The organism is Butyrivibrio sp. XBB1001, assembly GCF_000424505.1.
GTDB lineage: Bacteria > Bacillota > Clostridia > Lachnospirales > Lachnospiraceae > Butyrivibrio.
Map to the genome: position 1 here is coordinate 1 of NZ_KE384202.1, position 22,549 is coordinate 22,549.

At 42.3% G+C, this 22,549-nt stretch carries 21 protein-coding genes; 11 read left to right on the top strand and 10 right to left on the bottom strand.

Translation table 11 applies throughout. From position 1 onward, the window contains the following. Positions 1-160: 160 nt before the first annotated feature. The 4 genes from G631_RS0117250 to G631_RS19715 all read right to left on the bottom strand — a co-directional run bounded on the left by G631_RS0117250 (position 161) and on the right by G631_RS19715 (position 5,621). Positions 161-1,222, bottom strand: a complete 1,062-nt coding sequence (locus G631_RS0117250; protein WP_026490500.1) for an ABC transporter ATP-binding protein — start codon at positions 1,220-1,222, stop codon at positions 161-163. An 86-nt stretch (positions 1,223-1,308) separates the two neighbouring features. After that, a complete protein-coding gene (locus tag G631_RS0117255; RefSeq protein ID WP_026490501.1) occupies positions 1,309-3,012 on the bottom strand; it encodes an ABC transporter permease in 1,704 nt (567 codons plus the stop codon). Between the two features lie 141 nt (positions 3,013-3,153). Beyond that, the gene (locus G631_RS0117260; protein WP_026490502.1) at positions 3,154-4,332 is read right to left on the bottom strand and encodes an ABC transporter substrate-binding protein; all 1,179 of its coding nucleotides are present in this window, start codon (positions 4,330-4,332) and stop codon (positions 3,154-3,156) included. 113 nt (positions 4,333-4,445) lie between these two features. Continuing rightward, on the bottom strand, positions 4,446-5,621 hold the full coding sequence (locus G631_RS19715; protein WP_051197361.1) for a GTPase domain-containing protein: 1,176 nt from the start codon (positions 5,619-5,621) through the stop codon (positions 4,446-4,448). A 421-nt stretch (positions 5,622-6,042) separates the two neighbouring features. On the opposite strand from G631_RS19715, the gene G631_RS0117275 reads away from it, so the two are divergent. Then, positions 6,043-6,594 carry a M48 family metallopeptidase gene (locus G631_RS0117275; protein ID WP_330365735.1) on the top strand — a complete coding sequence of 184 codons (552 nt, stop codon included), beginning with the start codon at positions 6,043-6,045 and terminating at the stop codon, positions 6,592-6,594. Positions 6,595-6,694: 100 nt separating this feature from the next. Here G631_RS0117275 and G631_RS0117280 read toward each other — a convergent pair whose 3' ends face one another. The 4 genes from G631_RS0117280 to gap all read right to left on the bottom strand — a co-directional run bounded on the left by G631_RS0117280 (position 6,695) and on the right by gap (position 10,560). Further along, positions 6,695-7,195: a shikimate kinase gene (locus tag G631_RS0117280; protein WP_026490505.1), complete on the bottom strand. Its 501-nt coding sequence runs from the start codon at positions 7,193-7,195 to the stop codon at positions 6,695-6,697. Between the two features lie 166 nt (positions 7,196-7,361). Continuing rightward, the gene (gene tpiA, locus G631_RS0117285) at positions 7,362-8,108 is read right to left on the bottom strand and encodes a triose-phosphate isomerase (RefSeq protein WP_026490506.1); all 747 of its coding nucleotides are present in this window, start codon (positions 8,106-8,108) and stop codon (positions 7,362-7,364) included. A gap of 48 nt (positions 8,109-8,156) precedes the next feature. Further along, on the bottom strand, positions 8,157-9,395 hold the full coding sequence (locus tag G631_RS0117290; protein WP_026490507.1) for a phosphoglycerate kinase: 1,239 nt from the start codon (positions 9,393-9,395) through the stop codon (positions 8,157-8,159). Between the two features lie 133 nt (positions 9,396-9,528). After that, the gene (gene gap, locus G631_RS0117295; RefSeq protein WP_026490508.1) at positions 9,529-10,560 is read right to left on the bottom strand and encodes a type I glyceraldehyde-3-phosphate dehydrogenase; all 1,032 of its coding nucleotides are present in this window, start codon (positions 10,558-10,560) and stop codon (positions 9,529-9,531) included. A gap of 297 nt (positions 10,561-10,857) precedes the next feature. Between gap and G631_RS0117300 the strand changes: the two genes are divergently transcribed. The 9 genes from G631_RS0117300 to G631_RS0117340 all read left to right on the top strand — a co-directional run bounded on the left by G631_RS0117300 (position 10,858) and on the right by G631_RS0117340 (position 17,199). Further along, entirely contained in the window at positions 10,858-11,679 is an 822-nt protein-coding gene (locus G631_RS0117300; RefSeq protein ID WP_026490509.1) for a histidinol-phosphatase HisJ family protein, read from the top strand. A gap of 142 nt (positions 11,680-11,821) precedes the next feature. Then, positions 11,822-12,562, top strand: a complete 741-nt coding sequence (locus tag G631_RS0117305; RefSeq protein ID WP_026490510.1) for a GGDEF domain-containing protein — start codon at positions 11,822-11,824, stop codon at positions 12,560-12,562. Between the two features lie 80 nt (positions 12,563-12,642). Further along, the gene (locus G631_RS0117310; RefSeq protein WP_035790050.1) at positions 12,643-13,596 is read left to right on the top strand and encodes a transglutaminase-like domain-containing protein; all 954 of its coding nucleotides are present in this window, start codon (positions 12,643-12,645) and stop codon (positions 13,594-13,596) included. Positions 13,597-13,606: 10 nt separating this feature from the next. Next, positions 13,607-14,662, top strand: coding sequence for a type II secretion system F family protein (locus G631_RS0117315; protein ID WP_051197362.1), 1,056 nt, complete (start codon positions 13,607-13,609; stop codon positions 14,660-14,662). Between the two features lie 91 nt (positions 14,663-14,753). Further along, a complete protein-coding gene (locus tag G631_RS0117320; RefSeq protein WP_026490513.1) occupies positions 14,754-15,098 on the top strand; it encodes a hypothetical protein in 345 nt (114 codons plus the stop codon). A gap of 24 nt (positions 15,099-15,122) precedes the next feature. Beyond that, complete coding sequence (locus G631_RS0117325; protein WP_026490514.1) at positions 15,123-15,608, top strand: DUF4860 domain-containing protein; 486 nt, start codon at positions 15,123-15,125, stop codon at positions 15,606-15,608. Between the two features lie 17 nt (positions 15,609-15,625). Beyond that, complete coding sequence (locus G631_RS20520; RefSeq protein WP_051197363.1) at positions 15,626-16,165, top strand: hypothetical protein; 540 nt, start codon at positions 15,626-15,628, stop codon at positions 16,163-16,165. A 77-nt stretch (positions 16,166-16,242) separates the two neighbouring features. Next, positions 16,243-16,647, top strand: coding sequence for a hypothetical protein (locus G631_RS20525; protein ID WP_026490515.1), 405 nt, complete (start codon positions 16,243-16,245; stop codon positions 16,645-16,647). 189 nt (positions 16,648-16,836) lie between these two features. Continuing rightward, positions 16,837-17,199, top strand: a complete 363-nt coding sequence (locus tag G631_RS0117340; RefSeq protein WP_022764589.1) for a response regulator — start codon at positions 16,837-16,839, stop codon at positions 17,197-17,199. A gap of 48 nt (positions 17,200-17,247) precedes the next feature. Here G631_RS0117340 and G631_RS20810 read toward each other — a convergent pair whose 3' ends face one another. Beyond that, complete coding sequence (locus G631_RS20810; protein WP_081671411.1) at positions 17,248-20,316, bottom strand: endo-1,4-beta-xylanase; 3,069 nt, start codon at positions 20,314-20,316, stop codon at positions 17,248-17,250. Positions 20,317-20,725: 409 nt separating this feature from the next. Between G631_RS20810 and G631_RS0117350 the strand changes: the two genes are divergently transcribed. Continuing rightward, entirely contained in the window at positions 20,726-21,088 is a 363-nt protein-coding gene (locus G631_RS0117350; protein ID WP_026490516.1) for a hypothetical protein, read from the top strand. A 138-nt stretch (positions 21,089-21,226) separates the two neighbouring features. Here G631_RS0117350 and coaBC read toward each other — a convergent pair whose 3' ends face one another. Continuing rightward, positions 21,227-22,429, bottom strand: a complete 1,203-nt coding sequence (gene coaBC, locus G631_RS0117355; protein ID WP_026490517.1) for a bifunctional phosphopantothenoylcysteine decarboxylase/phosphopantothenate--cysteine ligase CoaBC — start codon at positions 22,427-22,429, stop codon at positions 21,227-21,229. Between the last annotated feature and the right edge of the window lie 120 nt (positions 22,430-22,549).

Below are 22,549 nucleotides of genomic sequence, written 5' to 3' on the forward strand. Positions count from 1 at the left end.
TTGCTCCAAACTTCGTTTTCTCGCAATTCTACAAATATTCGGAAATCGCGAATTTACTTCGTAAATTGCTTTTTCCTCATATTTGTTCGGGTCATAAATTCATAATGATTATCATGTAAACATGAAATCATTATGAATTATGACACCTATATCATATACATTATAGCGCATAGAGGGTGTCTTTTTCAAAGTTTAAGAATACATCATCGCCTACGCGATAGATTTTCTTATTCTTGGGGTTATACTCCTGAATCTTGACCAGTGAATCTGCTACCTGTACGTGGTAGTCCTGATACGCCCCCATAAAGCAGGAATACTTAACGGTGCCCTTTACAGCTCCGGTATCAGAAAGGCTAGCGCCCTCGGGCCTTAGTACAACACTGCAGTTTGCTCCAGTTTCCATATTTCCAGTTGAGCACTCAACTTCTGCGCCATCAATAATAACGCAGTCTTTTCCCTTAACTGATGCCTCCAGGAAATTCGCCTCGCCGATAAAGTCGGCCACAAATTTGTTTTTAGGATAATAGTAGGCATCCTGCGGTGTTGAGATCTGCTCGACTATTCCTTTGTTCATGATGATTACCTTATCAGAAATTGCCATAGCTTCGCTCTGATCATGGGTTACGTAGATAGCGGTGATCCCTGCTTCCTGCTGGATTCTTCTGATTTCTGTGCGCATTGAAACACGGAGCTTTGCATCAAGGTTTGATAAGGGTTCATCAAAAAGAAGTACACCAGGCTCGATAACAAGGGCTCTTGCCAGGGCAACTCTCTGCTGCTGGCCACCAGATAGCTGATTTGTCATGCGGTTTTCCATACCCTCAAGGCCAACAAGCTTTAGGATATCTGTCACTTTTTCTTTTATCACCGCCTTATCAAGCTTGCGAAGCTTAAGGCCATAGGCAACATTGTCAAAAATGTTGTAGTGAGGAAGAAGGGCATAGCTCTGGAAAACCATGGCTGTATCGCGCTTATTAGGTGTCAGGGCATTTATAGCCTCGTTTCCAAGGTATATCTCGCCCTCGTCCGGGCTCTCAAAACCTGCGATCATACGAAGTGTCGTGGTCTTTCCGCAGCCAGATGGCCCAAGAAGCGTCACAAAGCTCCCCGGTTCTATCTCGATATTAGCATCTTTAACTGCATAAAAGTCTTTTCCCGTCTTAGGATCTTTGTATATTTTTGAAATATGTTCAAGGCGAACACCTTTTTTCTCTTTTGACATATTATTCATCTCCATCTGTGTATTTTATAAGAATCGTATACCTCAAAATGGACCGTTGACCCCGTCCCCCAGGTCCATTTCCGGCTTTAGTTCACCATACGGCTAGTTCCAAATCGCTTTATCACCAAATCCATTATCAGCACGGATCCATAGGTGATGAGGATCAGTATTGAAGCAAAGGCGCAGGCGATGCCGTAGGAGCCTTTTTCTGCGAACTCATTGATCTGGACGGTAATAAGCAGATACGAAGGTGTAACCAAAAGTATGATGGCACTGATGGCTGTTATGCTTCGTACAAAGCTTGTTACAAAGCCGGATAAGAAGCTGTCCTTTATAAGAGGCAGTGTAACTGTCATAAACACCTTGAAGCTGTCGGCGCCCATGTCATAGGCTGATTCCTCGATGCTCTTATCTATCTGACGAAGAGCTGAAATACCGCTTCTTGTGCCAGTAGGAAGGCTTCGCACGATAAATACGATAACCAGGATGGCTCCCGTTCCATATAGGCCCTGTAAAAATCCAGTATGGAAAATGCCTCCTGAAAAGCCTCTGATGTATCCGATACCAAGAACAGTTCCAGGAACTGCCATAGCCAGCATGGATACTGCTTCTATAAAGCCTTTGGCTTTGAATTTTCTTTTGACTACCAGATAAGATATGATCATGGACAAAAGAGCTGTTATGGGCGCAGATATAAGTGACAGAACGAAGCTGTCCTTAAAGGCCTTAAAGCCCTTATACTTGCTAAACACGAGACCAAACCACTTAAAGGTCAGATGGAAATCGTATCCCCAGGTTCTAAACATTGCTCCAAAGGGAACGCAGATGTACATAATGATTACAAATATTGCAAGGCCTGAGCAGAGGATAGTAAGCGGCATTGTAACGCTTTTATCTGTTATCAGCATACGCTCTCTGGATGCTTTTCCTGTCAGGGTGGCTGTGCTCTTGGCTTCCAGATAATACTTCTGCACAACAAACATTAGAAGTGTTATTGCCAAAAGAACTACCGCCATAGCTGCAGCACCTTCTTTGTCGTAAGCTCCTGTTATCTGCAGGTATATTGTAGTTGCCAGGGTATCGTAGGAACCGCCGATTATCATTGGGTTTGCGAAATCCGCGATTGACTCAATGAAAGTAACAAGGAAGGCATTTCCAAGTCCAGGAAGTATCAGAGGAAGTGTTACTGTCATAAATACCTTGGATCTTGATGCTCCCATATCTCTTGCCGCTTCTTCCAAAGAAGGGTCGATGTTTTTCAGAAGCCCCTTGAGCATCATGTAACAAACAGGGAAAAATGTCAGTGTCTGAACAATGGCAATACCCCAGAAGCCATAGACACTATTATCGTAAATATGCAAAAGAAATCTTGTGATGATCCCTGCTTTTCCAAAAAGCATGATCATAGAAAGCGAAAGAACAAATGGAGGTGAAACCACAGGCAGCATTGATACTACCTTAAAGAGTCCCTCCATAAATCTTGTGCGAAGTTTTACATAAACTTCGACGTAAGCAAACAAAAGCCCAATAAGAGCTGACGCAATGCCTACCAAAAATCCTACTTTTAAGGTATTGGTTATGGCTCTTCTAAAGTTAGGGAGGTCCATAACTCTTTTAAATGTTCCCAGGGTAAAGCCTTCATCCGACACAAAGCTATCCACCAATAGTATTGCTAGCGGATACAGGATAAATACCGTCAAAAAAACTATCAAAAGCAAAATGGTTGTCACCATGATAGGATCCCCAAGAAGCTTTTTTCTATCAAGGCTGGCGCTCTGACTTTTTGCCATCTTAGTCCTCCTCCGTCAGTTGCTAATGTCTTTCTTGCGCGCAAAAGAGGTAATTGCCCGCAGGAATTTAAAATTATGGGCGGAGGGAAAACCCTTCCGCCCAGCGTATCTTTAATACTTTCTACTCCGCATTATAAATAATCACTCAGTCTTGAAGCGATCATCTGCCGCGCTTCCAAGTGCTGTCATAACTTCTTCTACATATTTTGTAGTATTTTCTTTTGCATCTGCAAAGTCGTATTTCATAACGTTCTCAGGATCAAGGCCAAACTCTGCTGCCACTTCTGGCTGCTTGGCATTATCAAGAACCAGGAACTGATAAGAACCGTTCTGAGCTGCAAGTTCTACACATTCAGGGCTAAGTGCATACTCAATCCAAAGCTTGGCAGCATTTGGATGAGCACAGCCCTTAAAGATTGCTGTAGCGCCAACTTCGAAGGATGTTCCTGATGAAGGAATGATAAGTCCGATGTTGCCATATCCGTTATCAACAATCTGTGTGATGCCATCATGAAGGAAACCGATACCCACAACGCACTCACCGGTTCCTACATTCTTGGATGGGCCAGAACCTGACTTGGTGTAAACTTCGATGTTCTTATCAAGGTCTACAAGGTACTGGATGCCTTCGTCATGTCCATACTTCTGGATCATTGTGTTAACTACAAGTTTGGCTGTTCCAGCTGTGTTATAGTTTGAAAGCCATACAAGGCCTTTGTACTTCTCATCAAGAAGATCTGCCCAGTCTGCAGGCTCTTCGATTCCCATGCGGGAAAGCTCATCCTTGTTTACCATAAATCCAAGGATTCCCTTGTAGATGCCATACCAGTAGCCATCAGCATCGCGATACATATCACTAAGAAGATGGCTTGCATTCTGAGCCTCATAGGCCTCTAATAGTCCCTCTCCTGCTGCAACGTTGTAAGGATCAGTTGTGCCGCCAAACCAAACATCGCCAGAAGGATTGCCGTTTTCTTCTTCAATCTTACTCTGAACTTCACCGGTTGAAAGTCTCTGATACTGAACCTTGATGCCATAGGTCTTTTCAAAGTTCTCACATGCTGCTGCAAGATACTCTTCTTCGCAGGAACCATAAACAATAAGCTCGCCATCTGCTTTTGCTGCTTCGATGAGTGCATCCATTCCATCAGCTTCTGCTGCAGGAGCCTCAGTTTCTGCAGGAGCTGTCTCCTGCGTCTGTGTCTGCGCAGGCTCTGCCTGTGGTTCTGTGGTTGTGTCTGCAGGTGCTGTAGTCTGTCCGCAGCCTACCATGCAGATTGTCATAAGACAAGATAGTACCAATGCTAGTTTCTTTTTCATATTCCTTCTCCTTTCAAAATGAAGACATGACACAGGTTATTCTGCATCATGATCATTTGATCAAATAAAACATTTGACAATAGAACACTGCTGGTTTCTCATGTTTGTCCGTTTTATAGAGCCATAGCTTTCTTGGTAAAAGCCTTAAGAATAACGTCAAGAATATCTTTCTGGTCTGCATTTTTAGGAATGTTTGTAACAACATCCGTCATCTGGTCAACGACTTTCCTGGCTGTCTTATCCTCCATGATCTTCTCAATCCAGTCTGGCTCTTCCATAGTTTTTTTACCAGAATAGACCTGCTCGAATATATAGGTGGCACCTTCTGCTACGGCAAAGACAACGCAACCGGCCACGAATCCATTTATAATAGCTGCGCCTATGTTAAGCCCCGGAATCATCTTAAGGCCTGAAGTAATCATTTTGCCAACTTCACCCTTGGTTCCAAGTTCTATGATTTTTTTCATGAATTCTTTGGACTGCTTGTTTTTCTTGATTCCCCAGATTTTTGATATAGATTCTACCGCAACTGTCTCAGTAGGTTTTAGGAGCATAGCATCTGCAAAGGGCGGAGCCCCTACTCCAAGTGTTACACCAGCCAGCGTTGCCGCTGCAGCAACTGCGTGGGACATGGCGCGTCTTCTTGAAAGATTGTACTTGGCAACATCCTTTTCTGCGGCCTGGTAGCCCTCAGGAAGAAGGCTGTTTGTAAGCTCTATAAGCTCAACTATGCCCTTAGGAGGAGTAATTTTTCCATCCTCCGAAGTACTAGGCTTGGCCACAACTGTCATAACTTCTGAAAGCCTTGTTGCATACTTTTTCTTGGACAAAAAAGCTTTCTCAATAATTTCCTGAGCAGGCTTGGTGTCGCTTTCTTTGTAGGACTGGGTGATAACAACGATGATCGGCGCATTATGCCACACACTAACGGCCTTCATAAGAGAATCTATGGTTTTGGGAAAGAGCTTGGCCGTATATTTGTCCACACAGAACCAAATAGCACTTATTCTGTCTATGTCATCATCTGTGTTCTTTATAGACTCGCCGCACCACTTTTTCACAGCACTAACAGCCTTGTGTTCTGTAAAAACACCAGGTTCGATTCCAACAGTATCAATTAAGCGAAATGAGATTCCAGGATTTTCATAGATTTGGAAATCTTTGCAGGTCTTGCTGGTCTTTCCTGTTCCAGCAACTTTTTTCTCAGCTTTTTCCCCAAGAACAGCCTTGATCAAAGTAGTCTTGCCAACCCCTGCATAACCAACTACAAGAACATTACCTTTTTCCACTGTTTTTCTCCCCTAAAAAGAATGACTATAGATGTCTTTAGATGTTTTTTAGATATTATCAGTATAACATTTGTAAATGCACTATTCAATGCGATGTGATTTGGTCCTACACTTGTCATGCATAACTTGGTTTTTATTGTTTCTTGCATGATATTATTCTCACTAAGTGATGCAAAATCTGCATTTTCTTTTTCTTGCATCACTCTAGCCAGCACAAATCATGCATTTTCTTACTTTTCTCTTTTCTTGCAGCATTTTTTTCTCACTAAGTGATGCAAAATCTGCATTTTCTTTTTCTTGCATCACTCTAGCCAGCACAAATCATGCATTTTCTTACTTTTCTCTTTTCTTGCATGATTCCAGTCAGCCTCTACACTTTCAGGGCATATGATATAATTATTGTATGAGTCAGGAAATCAAATTGATCAGAAGCAAAAGAAAAACATTAGTCATAGAGGTCAACGCCAAAGGCGAAGTTTGCGTCCGCGCTCCACTTCGCATGCCAATTTCTCAGATTAACAAATTTATTGGACAAAAGGCCGATTGGATTGATGATCATGTCAGGAAAATGAAAGTCAGGCAAAAAGAGCGCCAGGAAGCCAGTGAAGAAAAAGTGCCCATTTCCGAGCAGGAAATAAAGCTCCTAAAAACCCGGGCCAAGAGGATCATCCCTGGAAAAGTCAGGTCTTACGCTGCTCTCATTGGTGTGACCTATGGAAATATCACTATCAGAATGCAAAAGAGCCGCTGGGGAAGCTGCTCAGCCAAGGGAAATCTAAATTTTAATTGTTTGCTGATGAAGACTCCGGATGAAATCATAGACTACGTCATCGTTCATGAACTCTGCCACAGAAAAGAGATGAATCACTCACCAAGATTCTGGGCAGAAGTTGAGAAAATCATTCCCGATTATAAAGAAAAGCGCAAATGGCTCAAGGATCATGGGAATGAGCTAATGTACAGACAGACATAAAAAAAGAGATCAGTCGTGAATTTAATCACACTAATCTCTTTTATTTTGTATATATTTATCTGTATATATTCATCTAGTTGTATCAGTACTAAATTCCTGATCAGGCAAGTGCTGCCAAAAGATCTGCAACTACTTCTTCCATTGTCTTATCGCCTTCATCGATGGTGATGTCTGCGTATCTTTCGTACAGAGGTGTACGCTCATTGTAGAGGGACACAAGTGACTGGCCTTCTCTCATGACAACTCCTCTTTGCTTAGCATTCTTAAGGCGCTTTGTGAGGGTATCCATGCTAACCTTCAGATAAACGATTCTTCCAATGTTCTTGTAATGGTCCATTGCCTCTTTGCCATATACGGCACTACCGCCTGTAGCAATGACGCTCTTTTCAACTTCAATCTCTGAATTGATCTGATTTTCTATATTGATGAAGCCGTCAATTCCTTCTGTCTCAATGATCTGAGATAGTTTACGTCCTTCTTTTTTCTGGATTACTATATCAGCATCTACGAAGTTATACCCCAGAATCTTTGCAAGTATTACGCCCACTGTGCTCTTTCCAGAAGCAGGCATTCCTATCAGGATAATGTTGTTTTTTTTCATAGTTTTAGCTCCTCTAAGGCTGTCTTTTGGCAACCCTATAGAGTATATCAGAATATTGTTTTATGCGCAAAAAATCGATGGAAAACTCTCCTGTGCAAAGCCGGAAGAGAATTCCATCGATTTATAATTTGGTCCGTTGACTCCGTCCACAAGTACCATTTCCGTCTTAGGCGTTAACGATCTTACCGAAGTCTGGCTTGAGGGAAGCACCGCCGATGAGACCACCGTCGATGTTAGGTTTTGAAAGAAGCTCAGCAGCGTTGCCAGCGTTCATTGATCCGCCGTACTGGATGCGAACTTCATCAGCTGTAGCCTGGTCATAGAGCTTAGCAACAAGTTCACGAATGAATGCGCAAACTTCCTCAGCCTGATCAGCTGTAGCTGTCTCACCTGTTCCGATAGCCCAGATAGGCTCGTAAGCGATAACAAGCTTCTTAACCTGGTCAGCTGTAACACCTGAAAGGTCCCAAGTGATCTGTCTCTCAATCCACTCCTTGTAAGTACCAGCCTTACGAAGTGCAAGAGACTCACCACAGCAAAGGATAGGTGTAAGACCAGCAGCGAATGCCTTCTTAACCTTAGCATTGATGAGGATATCATTCTCACCGAAGATGTCTCTTCTCTCAGAATGTCCCATGATAACATATTTAACGCCTGCATCTACAAGCATTGGTGCAGAAATTTCGCCTGTGAATGCACCCTTGTCCTCGATGTAGAAGTTCTCAGCACCAACGTTAACGTTTGTGCCCTTAACAGCCTCTACTACAGGTACGATATCGATAGCTGGTACGCAGTATACTACGTCTACAGCATCGTTCTTAACTAAATCCTTGAGCTCAGCAACAAGCTTAACAGCTTCAGAAGGTGTCATGTTCATCTTCCAGTTGCCGGCAATAATTCTTCTTCTTGCCATTTTTGTCTCCTTATACCGGTTCACATCATTTATAATGAGGTTCTGTTATCAATCTTTGTCGTCTGCTGCGTATACACCAGGAAGCTTCTTGCCTTCAAGGAACTCAAGAGAAGCACCACCACCTGTTGAGATGTGGCTCATCTTGTCAGCATAGCCAAGCTGGTTAACAGCTGCAGCACTATCACCGCCACCGATGATTGTTGTAGCAGATGTCTCTGAAAGTGCCTTAGCAACTTCCTTAGTACCTGTTGCAAGAACTGGGTTCTCGAATACACCCATAGGTCCGTTCCAAACAACAGTCTTAGCTGACTTAACAGCCTCTGCGTAAAGAGCGATTGTCTTAGGTCCGATATCAGCGCCCTCTCTGTCTGCAGGGATCTTATCAGCATCAACAACTACTGTCTCGATAGAAGGATTGTCGATAGGATCTGGGAACTCTGCGATAGTTACAGCGTCAACAGGAAGAAGAAGCTGCTTGCCAGCCTTCTCTGCCTTCTCCATCATTTCCTTACAGTAGTCAACCTTTGTCTCGTCAAGAAGTGACTTACCAACTTCATATCCCTTAGCCTTAAGGAATGTGTAAGCCATACCACCACCGATGATAAGAGTATCGCACTTATCAAGAAGAGTGTTGATAACGTTGAGCTTATCAGCAACCTTAGCGCCACCAAGAATAGCTACGAAAGGTCTAACTGGGTTCTCAACAGCATTTCCAAGGAAGTCGATTTCCTTCTGCATAAGGTAACCAACTACATTGCTGCCACCCTTCTGTGTGATGTACTTAGTAACAACTGCAACAGAAGCATGTGCTCTGTGAGCTGAACCAAAAGCGTCGCATACATAATCATCAGCAAGATCAGCAAGCTCTTTTGCAAAAGCCTCACCAGCCTCTTCAGGCTTAGTCTCTTCCTTGCCTCTGAATCTTGTATTCTGAAGAAGAATTACATCTCCCTCATTCATAGCTGCAACAGCTGCTGTAGCATCAGCGCCTGTTACATTGTAATCTGCGATGAACTTAACTTCCTTGCCAAGCTTCTCTGAAAGTCTCTTAGCAACTGGAGCAAGTGACTCACCCTCGTTAGGGCCATTCTTAACCTTTCCAAGGTGTGAGCAAAGGATAACCTTGCCGCCATCCTTGATAAGCTTCTGGATTGTAGGAAGAGCTGCAACGATTCTTGTCTCGTCTGTGATCTCGCCAGCCTTAAGAGGTACGTTGAAATCGCAACGAACAAGTACGCGTCTGCCCTTTACATTGATGTCATCTACTGACTTTTTGTTAAGTGACATATTTTTTTCCTCCTGGAATTAAGATTTGAATTATTGCATCCTCTAAATCGGATGTTGAAAAGATTTAAAAAAATGAGGCCCGGCCCATATGGACCGGACCTCATCAAAAGTCTATTTCGATATTCGAGGTAGATCAGCCAAGCTCTGCAAAGTACTTGATTGTTCTAACCATCTGTGATGTGTATGAGTTCTCGTTGTCATACCATGAAACAACCTGTACTTCGTATGTATCGTCATCAACCTTGTTTACAAGAGTCTGAGTAGCATCGAAGAGTGAACCGAATCTCATACCAACGATATCAGATGAAACGATCTCGTCTGTGTTGTATCCGAATGACTCTGTAGCTGCTGCCTTCATAGCTGCGTTTACAGCTTCCTTAGTAACGTCAGCCTTCTTAACTACTGCAAAGAGAAGTGTTGTTGATCCTGTAGGTGTAGGAACACGCTGAGCAGCGCCGATGAGCTTTCCGTTAAGTTCAGGGATAACAAGACCGATAGCCTTAGCAGCACCTGTTGAGTTAGGAACGATATTGCAAGCACCTGCACGTGATCTTCTGAGGTCGCCCTTTCTCTGTGGTCCATCAAGGATCATCTGGTCACCTGTGTAAGCGTGGATTGTGCACATGATACCTGACTGAATTGGAGCGTAATCGTTAAGAGCCTTAGCCATAGGTGCAAGACAGTTTGTTGTGCAAGAAGCAGCTGAAATGATCTTGTCATCCTTTGTAAGAGTCTTGTGGTTTACGTTGTAAACGATTGTAGGAAGATCGTTTCCTGCAGGAGCAGAGATAACTACCTTCTTAGCACCAGCATTGATGTGTGCCTGTGCCTTTTCCTTTGATGTATAGAAGCCTGAGCACTCAAGAACAACGTCTACGCCAAGCTCTCCCCAAGGGCAGTTGTTAGCATCTGGCTCTTTGTAGATCTTGATTGTCTTACCCTTTACTGTGATTGTACCAGCCTCATCATCAGCTGTTACGTCATCCTCATGACCCACTTCTACGTAACGGCCCTGTGATGAATCATACTTCAAGAGATGAGCAAGCATCTTAGGGCTTGTCAAATCGTTGATAGCTACTACTTCGTAACCTTCTGCACCAAACATCTGTCTGAATGCAAGACGACCGATACGGCCAAAACCATTAATTGCAACTTTTACTGCCATTTTAAGTTCCTCCTAAAATGAAATTTATATTTTGATTGCTGTTACATATCAATTTGATAATTTTTTATCAGCAATTACAATTCTAATAGACTTTTCCACATAAATCAAGTAAGAATATTTAAAAAACGTGATATCATAATAGGGTGCAAATGGCTAAATTTGAGAAATTGCGTAGCCATGGCATTTTACAGGTTTTTATTAAAAAAATATAAACGGCAGACATATATGTAATATCAACAATAATCAATACTTCAAATGGATTTTGCAAAAAAAGCAATCTGCCAGGAAAGGATATAAATGTACAAACTTCCCGCTGACTATCACATGCATTCAAATCATTCCGGAGATAGCGACACTCCAATGAAAGATATGATAGAGAGTGCCATAAAGCGTGGCCTCTCAGAAATCTGTTTTACTGAGCATATGGATCTGGACTTTCCAGTGACAAAAGAAGTTCCGGAAGGCCTCTTTACTCTTGATATTCCTTCCTATAAACGTGATCTCTTTTCCTATAAAGAAGAGTATAAAGACAAGATCACTATTAAATATGGAATTGAACTGGGGCTTCAGATGCAGATAACAGGCGTTAATTCTGACCTTATCAGGGAAAATGACTTTGACTTTGTTATTGGTTCTATCCACCTTCTTGATAAAAAGGATCCCTTCTATCCTGAGGCCTGGGAAGGAAGAGATGAAAAAGAAGTCATAAAGCGCTACTTTGAATCCACTTTAGAGAACATCCAAGTCTTCAATGACTTTGACTGTCTGGGACACCTTGACTATATTGTGCGCTATGCCCCAAGTGGTGCGCCTTACTACTCTTACAATATGTATAAGGAAATAATAGATGAAATACTAGTCACACTTGTCAAAAATGGCAAGGGACTTGACCTTAATACGAAGGCTCTTTTCCGTGGAAGCAAGGAGCCCAATCCACCAGCAGATGTATTAAAAAGATTTTATGAGCTGGGCGGACGTATCATAACTTTCGGAGCCGATGCCCACACTCCAGAAGGAATCGCCGGTTCCTTTGACAAAGCTTGTGAAATTGCTATGAATTGCGGTTTTACCGAGTACTACACCTTTGACAAGAGAGTTCCATCTGCAATTAGACTATAGATTCCTGTATCAACATAAGCAACAACAAATCTCCTTTATATCATTAACTAAATATAGTACAATAATTATACATATGTTCATTTGCATTTGATACTTTGTGCATGAAATCTGCTAAATAGTTTGATGCCCCAGGAGGATTGTGATGCAGTCAGAGTTCTTCGATAAAAACAAAAGAGCAACTGTATATAATAATATTTACATATACAAGATTATTTCCCTTGTCATTCTCGCTATATTGACAATCATTCTTATCATAATGTTCTTTAGAGACAAGGCAATTGTGGATGGTATTACGGATTCTCCAACTCCTCCCATTTTCTATGTCATGCTCATTACTCTTATTTTGTTTGCTTTTTCTGTCATTTTTGACTTTTACATTCTCCATAGAACCGCATCAATTGGCAGGCATCTTAACCGGCTTGCTTATATAGACAAGCTGACAGGGCTTCCTAACAGATACAGCTGTGATCTGATCTTTGAGAGTTTCAGTTCTCCTGAGATCTTACCGAATGCGGGATTTCTTTTGCTAAAGATAAATAATCTCACTTCTATTAACAAAGATAACGGGCATACAAATGGAAACTTCCTGATCTCCGAGTTTAGCTCAATCCTTGAGGATGTTAGCCAGGATTATGGCCACATTGGCAGAAATGGTGGCAATGAATTCATTATGATCATGGAAAACTGTGATGATGTGAAGGCGGATATGTTTCTTATGGACCTCACCAAAAGAATACACGGCTACAACGAAATGAATGTTGGCGATCCGCTGGAAGTTGCTTATTCACGCTGTCTTAACCGTGATGAACACAAAGAAAAAATAGCTGAGCTCATTTCTCTTGGATACAAGAGGCTTAAGGAAATTCCCCAGATTCTCTCATGAATATGATAAAAAAATTAAAAGCAGACAGATTGTTTAATAAAAACAAAATAGCTATCTTTCTAGCCGTGGGGCTTGCCTCCATGGCTTTAGTTTCCTGCGAAAGTGCAGATGAAGGTGTCACAAGAACTGCAAGCTCTAATATAGGAAACAAACCTTCTTCCAGCCCTGTAGAGGCTGCAGCTACAGAGGCTACAACTCCGCCTGTAAAAGGGGAAAGAGATAACACTTCCGTGTGTCTTGTCCCAGAAGCGCCGGGAGCTACTGTCTACGAGAATGAATACGCTCATCTTGATGCTTCCAACACTTCCGAAGGCTACATAGTAGTAAGGTATACCGGGGATTCCGGCAAGGTAAAGCTTCAGATAACAGGCCCGAGCGAAATTACCTACACCTACAACCTAACGGTAGGAAATCCCACAGATGAGGTCTTCCCTCTCCAAAGCGGCAATGGTCAGTATCTGGTAAATGTCTTTGAAAACCTGCAGGGGACACAGTACACTACCGTTTTTTCCCAGATGGTTGATGTTACGCTTGCAAATGAATTTGGACCTTTTCTGTATCCAAATCAGTACTGCACTTTCAGCGCTGACAGCCTAGCTGTGAAAAAAGCTGCAGACCTGGCTTTTCCTTGTAACAATGATCTGGAAGTTGTCTCAGAAGTCTACAACTTTATGATAGAAAATATCAAATATGACTACGATGAAGCAGAAACCGTGCAAAGCGGCTATCTTCCTGACATCGACGAGGTAATGAACACCAAAAAGGGCATATGCCTTGACTACTCCGCTCTTATGTGCAGCATGCTCAGAAGCCAGAGGATTCCTACCAGAATGGAGATTGGGTATGCCGGAACTGCTTATCACGCCTGGATCAGCACTTATATAGAGGACATTGGCTGGGTCAACGGTATGATACAGTTTGACGGAAAAGAGTGGTCTTTAATGGATCCTACATTTGCATCAAATACAGAAGAAAAAGCTCTAAAAGATTTTATTGGCGATGGCAAGAACTACTCAGTTAAATACATTTACTGATGGAGGCAAGATGATACAGAAAAAAACACAGTTAAAGCTTTCAAACTATGAAATAGCTAGCTTTTGCAGGCAGATGGCTCTTTTGATAAAAGCTGGCATCTCTCCTGCAGAAGGAATTGAGATTCTGATCCAGGATTCCCACGACACTTCCGCCAAAAAACTCCTGGAGCAGATAAACCATGTGCTAATGAGCGGTGAAAAATTCCACGTAGCCCTTGAGATGAATGGTTCTTTTCCAGATTACATGGTCCATATGGTGACAATCGGCGAGGAATCCGGGACTCTGGATACAGTCATGAATTCCCTGGCTGACTACTACGAGCGCGAGGAATCCATATCAACCAGCATAAAAAGCGCAGTCAGCTACCCTCTCATCATGGTATTTATGATGCTTGTTGTTGTCATAGTCCTCATTATCAAGGTACTTCCTATTTTCCAACAGGTCTTTGCGCAGCTAGGCACCAATATGAGCGGATTTTCCCAGTCACTTCTTGATCTTGGAAACATACTGAACAAGTATTCCATAGTAATGGTGGCCATTTTGGTGATCATAGCCTTCTTGTTCATCTTCTTCTCAAGCACTGACAAGGGTAAAAAGCTCTTCAAAAAAATCCTCAGCAAATTCGTATCCACCAGGAAGCTTATGCAGGAACTTGAGAGCGCCAGATTTGCAAGCGGCATGGTCCTTACTCTTTCAAGCGGCATGGACACTTTCGAGGGGCTCTCTCTTGTTGGCAAGCTTGTTGAAACTGATGAGATGAAAAAAAAGGTCGAAAACTGCCGAAATCTCCTGCTTGAGGGCGATAGCTTTCCTGAGGCCCTTGAAAAATCCAACATTTTTACTTCTTTCTATTCCCAGATGGTTTCCGTAGGTTTCAAGGCAGGTTCCATGGACAGCGCTATGCAGCAGATTGCTGACCGCTATGAAAAAGAAACAGAGCGAAAAATCTACTCTTTTATCTCAGTAGTTGAGCCAACCCTAGTAATTATCCTGTCTGTCATCGTTGGAATCATACTCTTGTCAGTAATACTGCCACTTATGGGTATCATGACGACTATCGGGTGAGAAAACGCTGCCGCTATATGCATCAGACAGCTGCCTACAAAAACCTAGTACCGCACAAACCTTGGAAGAGGCATAAATCCAGGAGAAATGTATGGCTAATAGATTCGAATCAAAGGAAAACAGAATATTCAGGATTTCTGACGAAGCCTATAGGCTTATTTCCATAGCTATTTTTGTGGGAATCGCCCTTCTCTTTTTCCTGGCTGTTGATGCTACCGGCAAAAGTTCCATCAGTAAACAACAAGAATCCTTAGAAAATGCCCTCTCCCGCGACATTGTCCAGTGCTATGCCATTGAAGGCCGTTATCCGCCTGACCTTAAGTATCTTGAAGACCACTATGGCCTGACCTACGACAAGGAAACATTTTTTGTTGACTATATCCCGGTTGCATCCAATCTGTATCCCGATGTAACCGTAATACGAATAAAGAAGTAGCTTTAAACTGATCTGAGGAAAAAGATGAATCCAAGAACAAGCAAAAAACATGTAATTGATACGGTTTTTGTCATCTGCCTGATGCTGCTTTTTCTTTTGTCTGCCCTTACAATTATCGCCATAGGTGCAAGCATATATAAAAAGAATGTGGCTCAGACCAACGACAACTACGCCCAGCGGGTCTCTATCGCTTATGTCACAGAGAAGGTCAGGCAGTCGGATGTGTCAGGCTCTATCTTTGTCCGGGAGCTCTTTGGGCAAAATGTGCTTGTGTTCCAGCAGGAAGTAAACGGAGACCTCTACAATACCTACATTTACAGCCATGAGGGGTATCTGATGGAATTGTTTGCAAGAGACGACCTTGAAAGTTTTTACCCTCAGACCGGGCAGAAAATCCTGAAGATCAATTCCTTTATGATTGAAAAAGCTAGTGACGATCTACTCCGGGCTACCATAACTGAAGAAGACGGTCAGGAAGAAACCGTATACATTTCAATCCACAGCAAGTAAAAAGAGATAATTGGCCTATGAATTCATCCCATTCAAAAACAAGTCTTTTCCTAATGGAAATCATAATCGCTATTTTGTTCTTTTCCCTGGCAAGTGCTGTATGCCTGCGGCTGTTTGCTGCTGCACACATTATGTCAGATCAGGACAAGAATCTAAATAATGCTATTTTGTGGTCCCAGAATCTGTCCGAAAGCTTCTATGGTAGTGGCGGACACCTTCTAAAGATAAAGAATCTGTATCCCACAGCCTATCTGTCCAGGGAAGATGCAGAAAGTGACGGCACGATCATCCTGTTTTTTGACCAGGACTGGTATCCGATAGACAGTTCTTTGTCCGGAGCCGCCTACGAGGCTATGCTCATAATCAGAAAAGACCTGGCGGATAACGTGTATGCTGACGTAAAAGATAAAGAGGCTTCCCTTAAGGGCAACGCCATAACTGGAAAGATTGCAATTCTAGACATCAGAAACCGGAGCGAAAAATATATGGAAATCCCGGAAGATGGCAGCGATGTGTTGTTTGAGAACACTGTAGATGTGTATGTCGGGGAATACTAATTTTAGAAAACAAGGATATTAGTAATCAAAGTTTTTTCTTGTAATAAAGAAATAGCGCAATCAGGAAGGTAATATAAATGAAAGTAAGAAGATCCAAGGGAATAAATGCTGGAAGTGCTTCTATACTTCTGATATTTGCGGTGCTGAGCCTTATCTCTTTTGCCACCCTTACACTAGTGAATTCAAAAGCTGACTATAATCTTAGCAACAATCTGGCTAGGAGACAGCTAGCATATTACAGGGCCTGCCATGAGGGAAATGCCTTTGTAGCTGCTGTAAATTCAGGCTATGAAAACTTTTCTCAAGATGATATAATTAAGAAAAGTATACCAATTACCGATAATCAGTCACTTGATATTACGTTAATGTCAAATATTAGGAACAACTCCACCAATTCAACGAATAAATATACAATTACTCAGTGGCAAATTGTGGATCACCGCGACACAGAGTACGATTACACGCTTCCAGTATATAAATAAGTCATTATATTAGCATAAATTTTCCCAAGACTTTATCAAATTTTAATTTTTAGCATAACGATTTAACGCTTATATTTATAAATCCGTGTTACAATAGATTATGTACTGAACAACTAAAATATAAAAAAGAAAAAGTGAGAAATTTCATTAATTTTCTTAGCAACTAAAAATACTTATTGGAGGTTCAATATGGGAAAAAGAATACTCATTACTGATGACGCCGCTTTCATGCGCATGATGCTTAAGGATATCCTCTCCAAGAACGGATATGAGATTGCTGGCGAAGCTGAGAACGGTAAAGTCGCAATCGAAAAATATAATGAGTTGAAACCCGACCTTGTAACTCTGGATATCACAATGCCCGAGCTTGATGGTATCGGAGCCTTGAAGGGAATCAAGGCTGCAGATCCTAATGCAGTTTGCATTATGTGCTCTGCTATGGGTCAGCAGGCAATGGTAATTGAATCTATTCAGGCCGGAGCCAAGGACTTCATTGTTAAGCCTTTCCAGGCTGACCGTGTTCTCGAGGCTGTTAAAAAGGCCATCGGATAACTTAAAGCGAAGTAAAAGCCGCAGGATTTTTTCCTGCGGCTTTTTTTCTTATTTAAAAGCAATCTGCGCGAAGTTGTAGAAGCCTAGGTACCAGATGTTGAAGTCATGGCCGCCGTTTAGCTCCTGCCACATGTAGTTCTGGCCGTTAACGAACTGATTGCATACAGAAGGCAGGTTCTTGGCTGCCTGTGAATGGCTTGAGTATGCGATACCATCCTGAAGTCCACATACATTGTAGAAATAGTGGATAGGATATGAATTGCCACTAAGAAGTGATGCGGTCTTGGAAGCTGCATTACTTGTTGGAGCTGCTGAAAATGCTCCAAAGTAGCCAAACAGATCAACGCACTCTCCGATACCAATGTTGATAGTCTGCATTCCGCCCATTGAAAGACCAGCTATAGCTCTGTGGTCTCTGTCAGCATTTGTGCTGTAGTGAGAGTCAATGTAAGGAATGAGGTCGTATCTGAGCTCAGCACCGAAGTTGTAGAAAGAATTTGTTGAGCCGCTGGCTGAAGCCTTACCATTTGGTGTAACTACGATAAAGGAATCAATGTCGCCATAGTATGACAAGTTGTCCATGATAGCCTTTACTGTTGAGTTGTTGCCTGTCATACCCCATTCATTCTCGTTTCCGCCGATACCGTGGAGAAGGTAAAGAACATTGTACTTCTTGTCTGGGCTGTAGCCAGCAGGAAGGTATACGTTAGCCTTCTTGGTATAGGTGCGTCCATTAGCCTCTGTGTCATGTGCAGTATAGGAAATGTTCACGATAGTACCTGAACCTTCGCCGTATCTTGCAGATGAATATTTGGAAGGAATTGAATTCTCAATCTTGGCAGTTGGGTCGTAGTGTGGGTTAGGAGCTGGAGTTGGCTGTGGAGTAGGCTCCTGTCCGCCCTGGCCTTCATTGCCGCCAGCAGACTCGTTGCCGCCCTGATTCTCGTTTCCACCAGTAGAACCACTGTTTCCACCTTCGTTGCCAGTAGAAGTGCCAGCTGCACTTTCAAGAACATAGTCAAAAGAGCTGCCTACCTGGCCAACACCGATTGAACCAAATTCAATACTTTGTCCATTTGCAATAGTCTTGTTCCAGTCTACAGGAGTGATCACATAATAATCACCACTTGATTCAAGATTTACATTCCAGCAAGAATCAATATTTACCTGATTCTTGTTAACCTTAAGAGTCCAGCCATCAACTGTGTTTCCAGAGCTGTTAGAAATCTTATAGGTTACCTGATAGCCTGAACCCCAGCTATTAATTGAATATTCAAGTGAAAGACCAGATGAAGCACTTGGAGTAGGCTGAGGCTCTGGTGTAGGAGTCTCGCTTCCGCCCTGACCTTCGTTGCCGCCAGTAGAGCCACCGTTGCCGCCCTGGCCTTCATTGCCGCCAGTAGAACCGCCCTGTGAGCCTGCGTCTGTCTTTTCAAACTGCCACTGCTGGTTAGCGCCGCCATTGTAAGTCCACTGTACTACGTTTGTTCCATCTGCAGTCTTTTTCTCATAAATATCAAGATACTTGGCTGCATTTGAACTCTTTGTTCCGATAGTGTAAACACCGTTTGTACTTGTTGCCTTTAAGATAAACTGCTGAGCGTTTCCGCCGTAGCCCTGGTATGTTCCGATGTTTGCACCATCAACGTCCTCTCCGTTAGCTACATCCATCATGATATTTCCAAGTTTGCTTGTGAGTGTTACGTAACCATCATTTCTATTTGTTACATACCACTTCTGACCGTCAACACCTGTGCCTGAGCTGATAACAACGCTGTTCCAGCCATCTGCCTTGTTGCCTTCTACTGTAAGATACTTCTGTGTTGCAGGATTCTTGATGTAATACCAGCCGTCATCGATATGTGCTGTAGCATTGGTGTTTCCAGAAGGTGCTGGCTGTGTGCTTCCGCTACCGCTGCCAGATCCGCTACCATTTCCACCCTGTCCAGGATTTCCAAATACATCAGTATAAGCCTTAACTACATAGTCATATGCAGGCTTATTAACACCAATATTTGACCAGATAAGAGGCTTCTGGCCAGAAATCCAGGTTTCAGAATCTGAAGGTCCCCACCACGTGATGCAGGAGATGTTTCCACCGTTCTTTTTAGCTGTGTTGATGTTCTTAAAGAGCTGATAGCAGTAGTTGTTAAGGTCATTATCGCCTTTGTTTGTGATATCAAGCTCTGTTATCTGAACCTCAAAACCTGCTTTGATAAATGCGTTAAGAGCCTGTGTATAATAATCAACTGAAGGATAGCTTGTGCTAAGGTGAGACTGCATTCCAATGCCGGCACAGACTTTTTTGCCCTGGTTGATATAATTAACAAGCTTGATCTCGTCGTTAACTACCATGTATGTGTTGTAGTCATTGTAAAAAAGCTTTACCTTATCAGTAAGCTTGAAGTATTCAAGACACTCATAGGCGTAATTGAAAGCTTTTTTAACATAAGTAGCATTAGTCTTGTTGTTTCCATAAACAGCTTCCCAGCCTGAGTTCTGGGCATGCATGATCTCATTTGCAACATCCCAGTACACAACAACGCTGCCATACTGGCTTGAATAAACATGATTAAGAACTGACTTAACATAAAACTCGAGGCGGGCATCCATTGTGGACTGGTTTACAAAGCCGCCATTTCCTGAAAAACCATTTCTAAAGAACCATGTAGGAGTCTGAGAATGCCAAACCAAAGTATGGCCTCTCATCTTAAGACCATTCTGGTAGCAGAGCTTCATAGCCTCATCAACTGTAGAAAAGTTGATCTTTGGTACGTAGCTTTCCTTGTAGTTTGAGGGAATGTAGTAGCCAAGCCTTTTTGCTTCGTCTACTGATATGAGAGTAGCAGATCTGCTTCCTAAAAGATAATCTGGCTTAAACTCATTTCCCAAGGTGACAATGTTAGAATCTTTCTTGATGGCGTTAACTGTACTCTGATTTCTGAGCATAAATGTATGCACGCAGTTACCAGAATAGCCGTATTTAGCGCCATAGGTCTCCATGAGATTGTAGCTTGCGGCCTTCACATTACTCTTGAAGCACACCCCCATTGTGCTAACAAGGAGAAGCATGATCAGTAGTTTCGAAATGATTCTTTTCACATTTAACTTTTTCATACTTGTTTCTCCATTTCTTATTGAGTTGGATTTCGTTGATTTACATGCCAGACATCCCCCAATACCAGCATGTTTATGATAGTTACTTGCTCGAGCACCCTCATTCTAACAGTAATGATTTGTAATAACTTCTTAATAATTGCTTAATAATTTGCACAATTTGCTATTTGTGTGCATAATTTTGATACAACTAAAACAGTTTCCAGCGAACATCACAAATATCATGTAAATATTACGAAAACTTCAAAACAGTTTTTAATAGATTTGTGCAAAAATGCGAAAATACTGAGCCGGATTTTTGATGTTTTAAACATAATTTGTAAATTATTATTTTGGGGGTAATTTTTTATCAGCCTTTGTCGATATATCTTTTGGAGTGAAAAAAAATATCTGATAGGAGGATCTATAAATGGATTTTGGATTCCTGGCATCAGCAAACAGCATTACAAGTAAGTATTTAAGCCAAAATATTACAGAGAAATCTGTATCACAGATAAATGGAATTGATGAGGATACCAAGAAAAGGTTTGGAGAAGCATTTGAGGCAGCATATGATTCACTGGCTGCTACAAAGACTCTTTCTGACAATATGAGAGCTGGGTATGAGGCAACTCATCAGGATTCGTTAAAAGAGCACCAGTCCCGCCTTGGTTATTCCATAGACAATCGAGTGATAGACATGCTGCACATTCAGCTATCTGACGATATGAATAACAAAGTCAGCGCAGCTATGAACAATGCACTTGAAGAACTGGGAAATCTTGGAACTTAAAGATTGATACAAAGATTTGTATAAGTAATAAAATTTATGCAGAAGCAAAAAGACAAAAGCTCAGAGCAGACTAACTACTCTGGGCTTTATTTTGGCTTCTTTGGTATTATCTATAAGTTTGCCTGGTAATACAATGGACTACTGGTGTTTCAATCTCAGTACCTCATCTAAAATCTTGTGAGCTGCTGCATCCTTGCTCATAAGTTCAAGCTGCTTCTCTTCATCTCTTGTTATGATTGTGATGACGTTGGTATCAACTCCAAAGCCAGCGCCCTCTACCTTTACATTGTTGGCGCAGATCATATCAAGGTTCTTTTTAGCAAGCTTTTTTCTGGAATTTTCAAGCATGTCTCTTGTTTCCATGGAAAAGCCGCACAGAATCTGGTTTTCCTTCTTGTGTTCACCGAGCCACTTGAGGATATCCTTAGTTCTATCAAGTTCAATAATCATGTCTGAGCCATCATCAGATTTCTTAATTTTGTCCTCTGCTACGGTTTTAGGTGTGTAGTCCGCTACTGCTGCTGCCTTGATGATGACATCCTGCTCTGTAGAACGAGTAGTGACTTCATCAAACATCTCTTTTGCCGAAGTAATCTTAACAAGCTTTATGTAGGATGGAACCTGGGTTTCCAGAGGTCCGGCCACGAGTGTTACGTTGGCGCCGCGGTTTGCTGCTGCCTTGGCTAGGGCAACCCCCATTTTCCCTGTGGAATGATTTGTTATGTATCTTACAGGATCGATTGCCTCTCTTGTAGGGCCCGCTGTTACAAGCACATTCATGCCCTTCATATCTTTTTTGCAGGAAATTTCATGGATTATTGCATCGACTATAGTTGGTGGCTCTTCCATTCTGCCTTTGCCGACAGTTCCGCAGGCAAGGTAGCCATCTCCCGGCGTAATGATTATGTATCCCAAGTCTGCAAGTGTCTTTAGATTGCGCTGAGTCACAGGATTTTCAAACATCTTGGTATTCATGGCAGGCGCAATGATTTTTACGCAGTCGCAGGCCAGCGCAGTTGTAGTTAGCATGTCATCTGCAATTCCACACGCAAGCTTGGCTATACAATTTGCTGTAGCTGGCGCTATAACAAGAGCATCCGCCTTGTCAGCCAGAGCTATGTGCTCCACCTCCCAGGGATGATTCCTGTCGAAGGTATCTGTGGTGCACCTATTATGTGTGAGCGCTTCAAATGTCAGCGGTGCTATAAATTTCGTCGCATTCTCTGTCATTATCACATCTACATTTGCATGCTGCTTTATAAGTCGTGACGCCAGGTCAGCAGACTTGTAGGCAGCTATTCCGCCTGTTACGCCAAGAAGTATGTTTTTCCCTGATAGCATGTTAAACTTCTCCTCTATCCTGCATAGTTTGGGGTTTTGCTTGTTTTGCATGATTTGCATGACTTGAGCTTGGCTCTGTCATGCAAATATTTGACTTTCTATTGTTTTGCATCACTGAAG

Excerpts from the sequence above, each read along its gene's own strand:
- G631_RS0117250 (WP_026490500.1), bottom strand. The coding sequence starts at position 1,222 with ATGTCAAAAGAGAAAAAAGGTGTTCGCCTTGAACATATTTCAAAAATA.
- G631_RS0117255 (WP_026490501.1), bottom strand. The coding sequence starts at position 3,012 with ATGGCAAAAAGTCAGAGCGCCAGCCTTGATAGAAAAAAGCTTCTTGGG.
- G631_RS0117260 (WP_026490502.1), bottom strand. The coding sequence starts at position 4,332 with ATGAAAAAGAAACTAGCATTGGTACTATCTTGTCTTATGACAATCTGC.
- G631_RS0117280 (WP_026490505.1), bottom strand. The coding sequence starts at position 7,195 with ATGAAAAAAAACAACATTATCCTGATAGGAATGCCTGCTTCTGGAAAG.
- tpiA (WP_026490506.1), bottom strand. The coding sequence starts at position 8,108 with ATGGCAAGAAGAAGAATTATTGCCGGCAACTGGAAGATGAACATGACA.
- G631_RS0117290 (WP_026490507.1), bottom strand. The coding sequence starts at position 9,395 with ATGTCACTTAACAAAAAGTCAGTAGATGACATCAATGTAAAGGGCAGA.
- gap (WP_026490508.1), bottom strand. The coding sequence starts at position 10,560 with ATGGCAGTAAAAGTTGCAATTAATGGTTTTGGCCGTATCGGTCGTCTT.
- G631_RS0117300 (WP_026490509.1), top strand. The coding sequence starts at position 10,858 with ATGTACAAACTTCCCGCTGACTATCACATGCATTCAAATCATTCCGGA.
- G631_RS0117305 (WP_026490510.1), top strand. The coding sequence starts at position 11,822 with ATGCAGTCAGAGTTCTTCGATAAAAACAAAAGAGCAACTGTATATAAT.
- G631_RS0117310 (WP_035790050.1), top strand. The coding sequence starts at position 12,643 with ATGGCTTTAGTTTCCTGCGAAAGTGCAGATGAAGGTGTCACAAGAACT.
- G631_RS0117315 (WP_051197362.1), top strand. The coding sequence starts at position 13,607 with ATGATACAGAAAAAAACACAGTTAAAGCTTTCAAACTATGAAATAGCT.
- G631_RS0117320 (WP_026490513.1), top strand. The coding sequence starts at position 14,754 with ATGGCTAATAGATTCGAATCAAAGGAAAACAGAATATTCAGGATTTCT.
- G631_RS0117325 (WP_026490514.1), top strand. The coding sequence starts at position 15,123 with ATGAATCCAAGAACAAGCAAAAAACATGTAATTGATACGGTTTTTGTC.
- G631_RS20520 (WP_051197363.1), top strand. The coding sequence starts at position 15,626 with ATGAATTCATCCCATTCAAAAACAAGTCTTTTCCTAATGGAAATCATA.
- G631_RS20525 (WP_026490515.1), top strand. The coding sequence starts at position 16,243 with ATGAAAGTAAGAAGATCCAAGGGAATAAATGCTGGAAGTGCTTCTATA.
- G631_RS0117340 (WP_022764589.1), top strand. The coding sequence starts at position 16,837 with ATGGGAAAAAGAATACTCATTACTGATGACGCCGCTTTCATGCGCATG.
- G631_RS20810 (WP_081671411.1), bottom strand. The coding sequence starts at position 20,316 with ATGAAAAAGTTAAATGTGAAAAGAATCATTTCGAAACTACTGATCATG.
- G631_RS0117350 (WP_026490516.1), top strand. The coding sequence starts at position 20,726 with ATGGATTTTGGATTCCTGGCATCAGCAAACAGCATTACAAGTAAGTAT.
- coaBC (WP_026490517.1), bottom strand. The coding sequence starts at position 22,429 with ATGCTATCAGGGAAAAACATACTTCTTGGCGTAACAGGCGGAATAGCT.